The organism is Candidatus Poribacteria bacterium (assembly GCA_026706025.1).
GTDB lineage: Bacteria > Poribacteria > WGA-4E > WGA-4E > WGA-3G > WGA-3G.
Map to the genome: position 1 here is coordinate 16,260 of JAPOZO010000029.1, position 11,864 is coordinate 28,123.

General features: G+C 48.9%; 9 protein-coding genes. All 9 read right to left on the reverse strand.

The window, feature by feature from the left end:
* Positions 1-133: 133 nt before the first annotated feature.
* The 9 genes from OXH00_06275 to OXH00_06315 all read right to left on the reverse strand — a co-directional run bounded on the left by OXH00_06275 (position 134) and on the right by OXH00_06315 (position 11,507).
* Positions 134-1,513, reverse strand: coding sequence for a M28 family peptidase (locus OXH00_06275; GenBank protein MCY3740605.1), 1,380 nt, complete (start codon positions 1,511-1,513; stop codon positions 134-136).
* Positions 1,464-2,390: a Crp/Fnr family transcriptional regulator gene (locus tag OXH00_06280; protein ID MCY3740606.1), complete on the reverse strand. Its 927-nt coding sequence runs from the start codon at positions 2,388-2,390 to the stop codon at positions 1,464-1,466. The genes OXH00_06275 and OXH00_06280 overlap by 50 nt, the downstream gene beginning before the upstream one ends.
* A gap of 880 nt (positions 2,391-3,270) precedes the next feature.
* Entirely contained in the window at positions 3,271-3,984 is a 714-nt protein-coding gene (locus OXH00_06285) for a glycosyltransferase family 2 protein (GenBank protein ID MCY3740607.1), read from the reverse strand.
* 93 nt (positions 3,985-4,077) lie between these two features.
* Positions 4,078-5,085, reverse strand: coding sequence for a MoxR family ATPase (locus OXH00_06290; protein ID MCY3740608.1), 1,008 nt, complete (start codon positions 5,083-5,085; stop codon positions 4,078-4,080).
* Between the two features lie 329 nt (positions 5,086-5,414).
* Positions 5,415-8,426 carry a DUF3857 domain-containing protein gene (locus OXH00_06295; GenBank protein ID MCY3740609.1) on the reverse strand — a complete coding sequence of 1,004 codons (3,012 nt, stop codon included), beginning with the start codon at positions 8,424-8,426 and terminating at the stop codon, positions 5,415-5,417.
* Positions 8,427-8,439: 13 nt separating this feature from the next.
* Positions 8,440-8,937, reverse strand: coding sequence for a cyclic pyranopterin monophosphate synthase MoaC (gene moaC, locus OXH00_06300; GenBank protein ID MCY3740610.1), 498 nt, complete (start codon positions 8,935-8,937; stop codon positions 8,440-8,442).
* 39 nt (positions 8,938-8,976) lie between these two features.
* The gene (locus tag OXH00_06305; GenBank protein MCY3740611.1) at positions 8,977-10,635 is read right to left on the reverse strand and encodes an FGGY family carbohydrate kinase; all 1,659 of its coding nucleotides are present in this window, start codon (positions 10,633-10,635) and stop codon (positions 8,977-8,979) included.
* A gap of 4 nt (positions 10,636-10,639) precedes the next feature.
* Complete coding sequence (locus tag OXH00_06310) at positions 10,640-10,930, reverse strand: hypothetical protein (GenBank protein ID MCY3740612.1); 291 nt, start codon at positions 10,928-10,930, stop codon at positions 10,640-10,642.
* A gap of 37 nt (positions 10,931-10,967) precedes the next feature.
* A complete protein-coding gene (locus tag OXH00_06315; protein MCY3740613.1) occupies positions 10,968-11,507 on the reverse strand; it encodes a DUF3990 domain-containing protein in 540 nt (179 codons plus the stop codon).
* Between the last annotated feature and the right edge of the window lie 357 nt (positions 11,508-11,864).

An 11,864-nucleotide genomic window follows, 5' to 3' on the forward strand; every position in this document is an offset into this window, starting at 1 on the left:
ATTGACAGTTTCTAATTTATACTGTTATAAAATAAGACTTGCGCGAAAAACAGTAATTTCGGTGTTTTTAACCCCTAAACCCCCCTTATCAGAGGGACTTTAAGAGGAAATGCGTAAGTCCTAACAGAACTTCTTAACGTGTCAACTTAAGAGAAATACGATATCCCTCTAACCCTGGATCGGTGTCAACGATTTCTTGAACGGCTTCGGGTGTCCGCCGTTTCGCTGGAAAATCGTCGGCATTCGCGCATCGTAGTGCTATCCTTGCTCCGACTGCGCTGGCGGCGCGTAGGTTTTCCAGTTTTACCTTTTCCAGTGTATCATAAGCCGTATGACCGAAACCCCTACCAGCCGGTAGTGCCTCTGGGTCGCCTATGTGGCTTGAAGGGACACCTTTCAGGAAAAATGGAAAGTGGTCGGAGTAAGAATGGACTTTCTGTCCGACTGGCATTTCGGCGTGCATCTGCTCACGCGCGGTGTTAAAAAACGGTCCCAGCGCGTCCCAGCAGTGCAGGACTATACCTTTGCGACTTGTTCCACCGGCGGCATCCATATTCAGCATGAACCGGATGTTATCCAACTCCGAGTCGTGTGCATCGACATAGCGAAACGCGCCTGTGAGTCCGATTTCCTCTGTGCCAAAGGCGATGAATCGGACAGTGCGTTTGAGCGAATCACCGGCATAAGCAGATAGGACGCGGGCGGCTTCTATGACGGATACCATGCCTGAAGCAGGGTCGTGCGCGCCTTGCGAAATGTCGTGTCCATCGTAATGGCAACCGACGATTATCATCTCGTTCCCGTTTTCAGAACCGGGCAAATCCGCGACGACGTTCCATGACGTGCGGGGTTCGTTGACATCCGTGGTCTGGAGCTTCAGTGTTACTTTCCCTTGTTTGCGTTCCAAGAGCCGTGTCAAGAATTCGCCGTCCTCTTTGCAAACGGAGATACCCGGAATGGGGGCAGGTCTATTGTTTTGAAGACTCCCTGTTTCGGGTCCGACACCCGGGTGTTCACTGACGAAAATGAACCCACTCGCGCCAGCGAGGACCGCGCGTTCAAATTTCTCTTTGCGATGTACCCATCTTCCGAGGTCGGGCGGTGAGGAGCTCTTTGCCATGACAAGGTTATTTGTAGCAGTATTACCGAGTGCCTCATATTCTGGAGGGCTTCCGTGTCCAGCAGAGATCAATTCGGTTGTGATGTCGTCGGCGGGGCAGTAAGGGAGCGAGATGCAGTGCAGTGTTCGGCGGATGGGTTCCAGTACCTCAAGCGTCGCTGTGCCACGCGTCCAACCGGCATAAGGGTAATCTTCGAGTCTGACGTTCTGGAGTCCGTATCGTTTGAAGCAGTCTGCAATGAAGTTCGCGGCTGCATACTCTTCAGGGGTTCCGGCGAACCTGGCACCGTATTCATCGCATAGGACGGTTAGATTGTCCATCACCTCTTGCGAAGTGTAAATGTCACCGACCATCTGTTGGTCGAACTGCAAGTAAGGGTTCGTTTTGCTCATAAGTTTCGGTGTTCTCTTGGTTTTTGACGGTTTGGGGCGGTAGCGATACCATTCTTGCGTTGGCAATCTTTTTAAGTTGCCACAGATCTAATATCTGAATGCGTCGATACCGTTTCTCAAGGACTTTGTGATCTTTAAACTGATTTAGGAGTGCCTCTGTCCTTTCGACAGAGCAACCGATTAATTGTGATATTTTTTTTGTCGAAAGTTTGCGTAAGGTGCATTGTGAACCGTGTCTGATCGTTGTACGATTTTGCTTCGGCGCGTTGGCGTAGTTTTGTAATAGCAGCGCGAGCCGTGATGCCGGACTCCGAAACGCAATGTTCAGAAACGGGTTAGTCGTTCCCTGCTGTGATTTCCGACCTCTGGATAATAGGTTAACAGCATCTGTGCTTTTAGTAGGTGTCCACTTGGACTTCACAATACCAAAAACCCGCAAACGGCATCCTATAGCCGCTATAGCCGATTGGATGCGCTGAAACAGTGGACGTTTAAACGGCATCGCTAAATGCATTTTTCGCTTCAGAAAGAATTGAAAGTTTTTCGCGCTAACGATACCGATAACGGCTTCCGTAAGTGTTTCAGCGGTGAGGTTCCGATTTGCTTCGTTATCATCCCATGCGATCGCGCCAAGGATTTCACCCGGTTCCAGTACCTCTAAGGTGACAGGTTCGCCTTCAGACGGTGTTTCATAGATTTTGACACGTCCCTCCTTCAGCAGATAAACACCTTCAGTCGTAATGGTATCTTCGTATTTTAGTTGTTTGAAGGTCGTTATCCGTTCAAGTGCGTTTGCGTCTGACTCGGAGAGGTCGTGGAAGATATCTATCTGTTTAACACACCAGAATCTCTCTGAAGTTCCTTCTCGTACCGCCATGCTGTGATCGTCCCGTCTGTTTCCGGTTAAACGTGTGTATTTTTGGGGTTATGGACTGCGATCGCCCACTGAAAATTTCAGTCTACTTTGTCCTTAATTATACCAATATATTGCTGATAAATCAAGGAAAATAGAGGTTTTGGTTTTTGGTTATCAATTCGCCGGATGTAAAATGGTTTCTGTGTGGTATTTTCAGTTGAAGATTTGATGGGTTTCCAGCTCAAAAAGTTACCAAATGGTAACTTTTTTGTTTTTCGGTGACTTTTGAAATTCGGTTGAGAGCCCTGTCATCGTGTGGGTTTATCGGTGTTTTTTCTAAAGTTTTCCATTGTGAAAAAATGTTACCACGGAAAATGTAACATTCCGTTTGTCTAAGCCGCTGATTGCACAGATTTCACGGATTTTGGATGTCTTTTGCGTTTTCATTTTGTTGATGTGGATGCCTTAAAATGTTACACCAGTGTAACATTGCATATTTTTTGTTTATATGCGTAAACATAGGTGGTGTCTGGTTTCTGAGGCGTTTTCAATGTTGGTGTTCTGCTGCGAAAAGAAAATTGGTAGAAAGTGTAACATTTTGTTTGTCTGAACCAAGATTTTCGCTATTATAGGATGCTCGTGTTTAGTCTTAATTTTAGTATAGATTATATATGATAACATATATAATTTGTAAAAGCAAATTTATTTTTTCTCTTGGTCTGTCCAGTCTAAAATTGGGAGTAACCCCGTTCGTAGTAGGGCAATTTTGCGGTGTACTCACCCAAATGCGAAGGGCATTATTGCCCGTCAATTACCGATTTATTTTCTTAAACTTCATCAAACCGAACCTACCGGGGCTGGTAACAGAACGGTTATTTTTCTAAAATTGACACGTATGATCCTATGCCAAAAAGCGGTGGTAGATGAGGGTAGTGAGGATTTTGTAGCCTGCTTTGAGGGTGCCGGTGAACGTACCAGTGATTTTGGAGGTGCCGATGCGCTTGCGGTAGCGGACGGGGACTTCACAGACAGCGATTCCGTGCTTCGCGGCTTTGAGCTGCATTTCGACTGTCCATCCGAAGGTTTTATCTTGCATGTTCAAGGCGAGCAGCTCAGGGTATCGAATGGCGCGGAAGGGACCTAAGTCTGTATAGCGCACGCCGAAGAAGCGGCGTATTAAAAAGCAGGCGAGCCAGTTGCCGAAGCGTGCTTGTGGTAATAAGGCATCTTTTGCGTCGCCTTGTGTCCTCGCACCGATGACGAGTGCGGTGCTGCCTTCGAGTATGGGTTGTAGGAGTTGCGGCATGTCCGTTGGATAGTCGCTGTAGTCGCCATCGAGAAAGACGACGATATCGGGGGCAGATGTCTCAAGTGCGGCGATCCCTGCGAGACAGGCGTATCCGTATCCGCGCCGCGGTTCGGTTACGACCCGCGCGCCGCTTCGTTCGGCGATTGCGGCGGTGTTGTCCGTGCAGCCGTTGTCAACGACGATAATTTCTTGGACAGTGATTTCCCCGTTGTTTCCTGTTTGCGGAATATCGGCGATGACTTTGGCGATGGCATCCTCTTCGTTAAGGACTGGAATGATGACTGAAACTGTCTGTATGGTGTCCATCCGTTCAACCCAGGGGAAATCCGCAGAAATACGCGGAAATACCCAAGCAAAACACCTACGATGAATTCTTTCTTGAATTGACACCTATGCGTTCTACAATCTTGCAGCGGGTTCTTTTACTGTATCAAGGAGCCGTTGGATGACGGTGTCGGAGTCAACGCCTTCAGCCTCGGCATGGAAATTGGTTAAGACGCGATGGCGTAACACCGAAGGTGCGACAGATTTCACGTCTTCACAAGAGGCGTTGTAGCGTCCACGTAGAATCGCGCGGGCTTTGGCACCTAAGATGAGGTATTGCCCGGCACGGGGTCCCGCGCCCCAGCGTACCCACTGTTGGATAAAATCAGGGGCATCTTCCTCTTTTGGACGCGTCGCACGCGCGATTTTCACGGCGTATTGCACGACGTTGTCGGCGGCGGGTACACGCCTCACAATATTATGAAGTGCTACAATAGCGTGCCCAGAGAGTGCGGTTTCAAGTTCAGGTATCTCTGCCCCGGTTGTTGCCGAGACGATGTCTGTTTCCTCCGTCTCTGTGGGGTAGTCGATAACGATTTTGAACATAAACCTATCCAACTGTGCCTCTGGGAGCGGATATGTCCCTTCCTGCTCAATCGGGTTCTGTGTAGCGAGGACAAAGAAAGGTTGTTCCAATTGGAATTCATTACCGCCAGCGGTGACGTGATACTCCTGCATGGCTTCCAAGAGTGCGGCTTGTGTTTTCGGGGGTGTCCGATTGATCTCATCAGCGAGGAGGATATTCGCGAAAATCGGTCCCTGAATAAACCGAATTGAGCGGTGTCCGGTTGTTCGGTCTTCTTCGAGTACATCCGTGCCGGTAATGTCGGCAGGCATCAGGTCCGGTGTGAACTGGATTCGCTTAAATTTCAAGTTCAGAATTTGCGCCAAAGTCCGAATCATAAGGGTTTTGGCGAGTCCTGGGACACCTTCTAATAGGCAATGCCCCCCAGCAAAAAGTGCCATCAACATCTGATTGACAACTTCCTCTTGCCCAACGATTACCTTCTTGAGCTGTGCCAAAATTAATTCTTGGCTCTCCATTAACTGTTCTATTGCTTGAACTTCTTCTGTTGCTGGCATCTTTTTAGTTATGGCCTCCTGGGCTGCCCGCCTTGCGCAAGCCTCTATAGTCTTGCGGGACAATGTTTCGGGCAGGTTTTCGGTCAGTTCCAACTGGGTTTAGAAATCTATGCGGTAAATTTTCAAAATAAGCAGGTTAAATTTCAGAGACATGCCTACTACCAGTCAACCCATCAATAGTTATTATAGTAAAGCCCATAATTATTTGGACACGCAGTTGCTCGTAGGGGCTGGGTGACCCAGCCCCTACGAGCGGGCAACGTTATCGTGGAGTGTCAACTTATCTTCGTGCTTTACTATACTGATGGCTAATAGCCGATAGCCGACGGCTACTGTGTCAATATGAACCGTTTTGTGCCTCGGTTTGAAGCGATTCTGACAACATCCTTGAGATGCAGGATGTAATCTGGTGTGACCCTTGGGGTCAAGAAACGGATCGTCTGATGCATTTCGGCTTTGCGTTTGGATTTGGAATATCGGAGTTGAATCTCCGCAACCTCGGTTTTTAGCGTCTGCTCTTCGGGGACAATATCTATCTTAAAGGGAGCTTCTGTACTGACAGTGATTTTGTCCTCAAGCGTGAGTGCTTTGCCAATGGCGGCGGGATACATTCGGCGTTCCTCGCTGAGTAATTCTGCGTAAGGATGCTTGACGAGCGGTAGTTCAAGCACAAACTGGCTGCCGATCGCATAGAGATATTCCTTACAACTCCACGTCAATTCGACCTCCAATTCTCCCTCCAACTCCGAAAGTTTGGAGACTTTGAAATTCTCTATTTTGGCGCGAGCATCCAATTCCAATGCTTTGTGTAGGAACTCCGATTTCTCTTCGGCAGTCTGAAGGTGTCGGAGTTGGCTACGGAGTTTCATGTTGAAACTCCCAGTAACCGTTAATTCTTGACGGACAGAGACACTCAGGTCTTTTTTCACCTTGACGTGCGTGTGTACCCGTTTGAGATTTGATGTTGCCTCCAGAGTTGGACTTTTTTGAAAGCGGTAGAGTTCGTTCTGTATATCGCCATCCGTACCTTCAACGGCTTTGTCTTCTGTTAAGAAACGCGGGTTGATAATCAGCGTCCATCTGTCTTGGTCACCGGCAGGTAGATCACCGAATGCACACGTCTCGGCTGTCGGGTCGAGCCAGATGAGCTCGTCGTCTTTATCGCCTTCAACAACAAGGATCATGTGATTGAAATAGGCGAGCGACGGGACAGCCTCAACCTCAGAACCACCATCGGCAAGGTGCGCGTTGACACCTCGCATATCCCCAGCGGAAATGAGAACAGGATAGGAATCAATACCCACAGATGAAAGCATTGTGGAGAGGAGGGTCGTTTTGTCCTTACAATCGCCTGCCCCTACTTTCAAAACGAAATCTGCTGGATAAGGTTTGATCGCCCAAATACCGAGTTCATAGCCGAGGTAGCGGATGTTTGTCGTCACGTATTCATAAAGCCGCTTCACCTTCTCCTTTCGGGACCAGGTGCCACTGAGGAGTTGTTTTGTCTTTTCTTCAATTTTAGGTGTAATCTCATCCTGTTCCCGAATCAGTGTTGCATACCACGTCGCCAGTTTATCCCAAGAATCGAGGGAGGAGATACTGATATTATAGGCGAGGTCTTGCGGTGCCGGCATCAGGTATTCGTCTTTTAACGGCGGCACGTCTCGCGCTTGAAAGATATAAGTGCGGGTGTAGTTATTCTCTGTCGTTGTGGGTTTAATATCAAGGAACGCGCTGCCTGATTCGGAGGTTGTGGAGGCTGCGGGTGCCCCTGAAACCTGATAATGGAGCTGCTTTTTCTTTGGGATATGTACTGTGAAGCGATAATATTTTACGGGCTGCTGTCCTTGGAAATAGACTTGCCGCCAAAATTCGCCTTGCATGACGTGTCCGAGGTTGTTCGTGGAATAAGCGTAGTCTATGATACAGCCATCGCTAACTTCTGGGAGTGTAAAGAACATCAAACGGGCATCAACGTACAACCCAGCGTCCACAGCACTCGGTGGTGGTACATCGCGTATAATTTCGTTTGTATCAAGTTCGACAACCTCGCCATCAGGAGTCAACGTTCGAGCATGATGGATGGTAACATCGTCTCTGCCACGCATATAAGGAATGCTGACCTCGGCAAGACCTTTACCGTCTTCGTTAAAGATTTTAGCGACCCGTCGCGTAGCGTAGATATAGCGACTTTTTTCATCGATATTGATGTCAACACTGTCCCAAAGAATGGCAGCCCCATCATCGGGGAATTCTGCTTGAGAGGGTGGTTTGTCAATAGCGGCTTGGATCGCTTGTTCGTCTACTTCACTAATGAAGTTGTAAGGCAGTGATGATCTACGATTCTCACGGCTGCGAGTCGGGATAGAACCGTCCGGTTTTACAAGTTCAGGCTTGTTCTCATCGGTTTCGGACGGTACAGTGGGCAATCCATCGGTAAAAATCGGCGGTTTGCGCGCCTCTGGACTTTGTGCGTCCGTTAAAACCTCTGGTTCGGGTGGTGGACTTTGTAAAGCCGAGCGTCGTGTGCCCAAGAACGTCTTTCCAGCGAGTGTGCCATCATCTGTTTCTTCTCGGACAGTAGTCAGGTTTCGGGTAGCGTTTCCGTCGCCGTTATCATCAAGATGCGGGTGTTCAGATTGGACGTTGCCGTCTGTCTCATAGAATGCTTTCGTCCGTGTTTGTAGGGATAGAAACGCCTCTAAGAGCGAGATGTCGCCGTCTCTGTTGGTATCGTTCGCTGCGGAGAAGAAGGCATCAACGAAGACATCACCGAATCCTGCTTGTAGCGAGTAGCCCTCATTTGGTGAACTTGAGGTGAGAATAATTCGTCCCGATTTGCTGAGTTGACGAACAAGTTTACCGCTGTAAGGGAAACCGAAGATTAAAATCTGACGTTCAGCAGGGATGCTGTTAATGAGCGTCACGTATTCTGCTTCAGTAATATCCCGTCCGCGCAGATTAAACTTCAGGTCTCCTCTACCGGTACGAGACGCGTGTCCAAGCATGAAGAGCAGAAATTGATCTGAAGGTTGGACTGTTTCAGAGAGTTCGGCGAACGCTGCTAAAACCTGCTCGCGTCTTGATTCAGTATCAACGATCCTTGGTTCTCCGGGCGCGTCCATATCCTCAAAGAGAAAAGTGATTTGTTCAGGTGTATAGCCATAATCGTCGGTGAGCAGTTGATGGAACCGAGAAGTAGCGTTCCAGAATGCGTCGTAAAAGGATTTCTCACCGGCAGCACCGCCGATAATCAACACATGATCTGCTGCAAACGCTGTTGTGGAAATCAGAACAACCGTGAGAATTACAATAAGTGTTTGGTGCGTTTTCTTCTTCATCAGTATGTCCTCTCTAAGGTAGCTGCATCTCGGGATCGGATATAAAATCACCACTTTTCCCGCCTGTCTTTTTGACGAGCCTGACATCGGCGATGACCATCTCCCTATCTACCGCTTTACACATATCGTAGACAGTGAGTGCTGCGACTGACACAGCGGTAAGTGCTTCCATCTCTACGCCTGTGCGGCCAATCGTCTGAATTTCTGCCTCGATTTCTATTCGGGGTCTATCATCTGCGATTGCGAGTTCGACGCGGATTGAAGTCAGGGCGAGTGGATGACATAGTGGGATTAACTCGCCGGTACGCTTCGCCGCCATGATACCCGCAAGGCGTGCCACCTCTAAGACATCGCCCTTTTTCATTTTTTGTTCAGCAATGCGTCGGAGTGTTTCAGGACGGGCAGTGATATGCCCGCGGGCGATGGCGATGCGCAATGTTTCTTCCTTGCCACCGACATCCACCATCCGTGTATTGCCTTTTTCGTCGAAATGTGTTAGCTGTTCTTTCATTTTTTCTCTGAACGGCATGGCGGAGCATGCCTACTACTATTAAACCCGATTTTCTGCCATGATTTGTTCGTATTTTCCACGGAACCTTTCAAGGTATTTCCCTTCGCCGTGATAGGCGGCGACATCTTCGGGATGTGGTTGAATCGGTTCGCCGCGTTTTAGGACGGAGGCACTGAATGCTTCGATGTCGAAAGATTCGTTTGCTGCATCGTGGAGTGCCTTGACCCCTGCGACCGCTGCACCGAGTGCTGCGCCACCCTTTTCTACCGGCAGCGTTGGTCTGTTCCAAATACCGGCGACGCGGCGCATGATCTCAGGGCTATCGGTCGCGCCGCCCGTTACAAACAGCGGGGCTTGCGTCTGCTTCGTGAAGACAGCAGAGTAGATATAAACAGCGGCGAGGCTCGTCTCAATGATGCCGGTATAATCTTCTGATAGTGTCGGTTGCCCTGCAGTACGGATCAAATCAAATGCACCGGAGACGGGGAAGGATTCAGTCTTGGGTTGCCAGAACGTCATAAACTGCCCAGGCGCGACTTCCTGCAATGCCGTCTCTGCGGGGGCATATTCTTCTTTTGCTAAACTGTAATTGTTTCTCACCGTATCCCAGACCATAGCACCGTTTGTACGGCACCCAAACATGAAGGGGCGGTTGATGCCGTCATACATAGCGTTGGCGAATCCCTCTGGGTCGAGTGTGTCTCCATCGGTTGATACCATGTTGACGAAGCTGGTGCCGAGACTGAGCAGATCACCGGCGACGGGTACTTTCGCCTGCGGGTTGTCCCCGGAGCCTGCTATAACGGTGCAGCGTCCATCAAAGCCGTATTTCTCTACGTAGTATGCGGCGAGGTTTCCGACGATGGAATCTGGACGCGTAAGCGCGGGCAATTTCGACTGGAGTGCTTCCACGCCGCCGGTTAATCCGCCTGCTGTTGCTGCCAACAACGCCGAATCCCATGTCTTTGAGCGATAGTTCATGAGCGACATGCCGCACCCGTTTCCGTAATCAATAGGGACGTTTGCGTTACCGGTTAGCACTGCTGGAATGAAGCTGCTAATCAACTGGACTTTTGCTGTTGCGGCGTAGTGTTCTGGAAACTGTTCCCCGACGCGCCGGACGACAGTCCCCGTGAACCGCAACGGCGCATCGGACCCTGAAAGGTTAATCATCTCCGCTTTCCCGCCGACGGTTTCTCGTACATGGTTTGTCTGTGCGAAGGTATTTGCAGTCATCCATATCGGTGCAGTCGGATATGAGAACGCGCCCTTGAGTAGGGTTTGCAAGTCGTGTCCATCTTTGTCACGTACGGACGAGGTAACCTCGCCCCTACTATCGAGTTGTGCCAAAAGTGCGTCCGCATCACGGTTCAGATAGACGTGTCCGTGCTGTTGTCCCGATGTGTTGATAGCGACGATATTCCCTAAGGCGACACCCGCCTCACGCATATCAGCAAACATCGCATCGAGCGAGGCGAGGTACATCAACGGCGGTTGTTCGGCTTCACCATCTTCTCTCGGCGGTAAGATATAGTCCTCTCCGATACCGAATTGGTTGAGTCGTGCATCGGCACGGTAATCGAGCGAGTGCTCAAAGCATTTCTCCGCTGTGTCTATATCAATAACGACAGCAGATAGACTCTGTGTGCTTGAATCCAAACCGAGGGCAAGGCGTGAGTGTTTGCGATTGAGGGGCATTGTGTCATTCCTCTCGTTCGGAAAGACGATATATCTTTGCTTGTAAGCGTTGGTAATGAGCGTGATGCTTTTCAGTTGGTTCTTCATCGGCAAGGGCAGCAGCAACATACAATGCCTCACCGTTATAGAAGAAATCTTGTTGTAACAGCGGAAGATTTTCAATTTCTTGCTGGTAGTTATCCGCCTCACTTGGCGATTTATCAAAGATCTCGCTCAGAGATCTGCGAACCAACTCCCAATAAGCCTCTACGTGGCTGCGCGGCAAGGAGACATTGGGTTCTTTTACAGGTGCCATTTTTTCCTCCATGTAAGACTTGACTTGCAAACCTCTATTACAAAATATAGGTTGGTGTTCCTTGGCTATGTAGCACGGGGACAGGCAGGATTTCCAACGCGGCTTTCGTATGAAAGCTAACCTGGTCGGCATCTTTAATGACGAACTTCTGCGGCCAAAGCGTGACAGGCCCAAACACAACATCATAATTCTTATTCCCATGTAGCAAGTGTGGGCCCATTCCGGTCCGACAGTGCTCAATAAAATTCCAGTAGTCTGGGTTCGATCTGTCTGTCACGAAGCATAGACTCAATAAAGATGCTAACTGATTCCTATCTACTTCAAATTTAAGCACCACTGCCCGTGCTGACTGTTTACTCCCGCGACGCCTGTGCAGATCCCTAAATTGTCTATCTGCCCAACTTTCTGCTTGTTGTAGAAACGTAGTTAGGTAAAAACCTTGACCAAAATCTGTGCGTGCTCTACAGCATGAAACATCAATGCTATGCGGCAGGGCCCCCGAAGGCTTGCACAGAACTGATGCCGCAATATCAGTAGTACCGTGGTAAAGGATAAGGGCACCGTTTGTCCAAGGCACAAATTCTCTCCTTCTTGGGTGTGCAAACGATATCACCCAGGGCTCTCTCAAAATTCGATGTAAGATTGAGAAAACTTGTAAAATGGGAGATTTTGAGTATGTCTCTCAAAGTTTATCACAAAATTGCGTGGAATATCAAACTATTTCTGTTTAATCTACGATTCAAACATTTAGTATATCTATATCGTAGAAAAGGTTTCAACCGCGATTCCAAAACGACACCGCTACCAGGTATTAGGTTTAGAAATAAGAGCCAAATGTCTTTCAGTCTGCTCACAAATTAGCAGTTGATGCTATTTAATTGAGGGTGTTTCATAAATAATAGTTGTCAAAAGTCAGGATACTGGGTATCCTTTC

Excerpts from the sequence above, each read along its gene's own strand:
- OXH00_06275 (MCY3740605.1), bottom strand. The coding sequence starts at position 1,513 with ATGAGCAAAACGAACCCTTACTTGCAGTTCGACCAACAGATGGTCGGT.
- OXH00_06280 (MCY3740606.1), bottom strand. The coding sequence starts at position 2,390 with ATGGCGGTACGAGAAGGAACTTCAGAGAGATTCTGGTGTGTTAAACAG.
- OXH00_06285 (MCY3740607.1), bottom strand. The coding sequence starts at position 3,984 with ATGGACACCATACAGACAGTTTCAGTCATCATTCCAGTCCTTAACGAA.
- OXH00_06290 (MCY3740608.1), bottom strand. The coding sequence starts at position 5,085 with ATGCCAGCAACAGAAGAAGTTCAAGCAATAGAACAGTTAATGGAGAGC.
- OXH00_06295 (MCY3740609.1), bottom strand. The coding sequence starts at position 8,426 with ATGAAGAAGAAAACGCACCAAACACTTATTGTAATTCTCACGGTTGTT.
- moaC (MCY3740610.1), bottom strand. The coding sequence starts at position 8,937 with ATGAAAGAACAGCTAACACATTTCGACGAAAAAGGCAATACACGGATG.
- OXH00_06305 (MCY3740611.1), bottom strand. The coding sequence starts at position 10,635 with ATGCCCCTCAATCGCAAACACTCACGCCTTGCCCTCGGTTTGGATTCA.
- OXH00_06310 (MCY3740612.1), bottom strand. The coding sequence starts at position 10,930 with ATGGCACCTGTAAAAGAACCCAATGTCTCCTTGCCGCGCAGCCACGTA.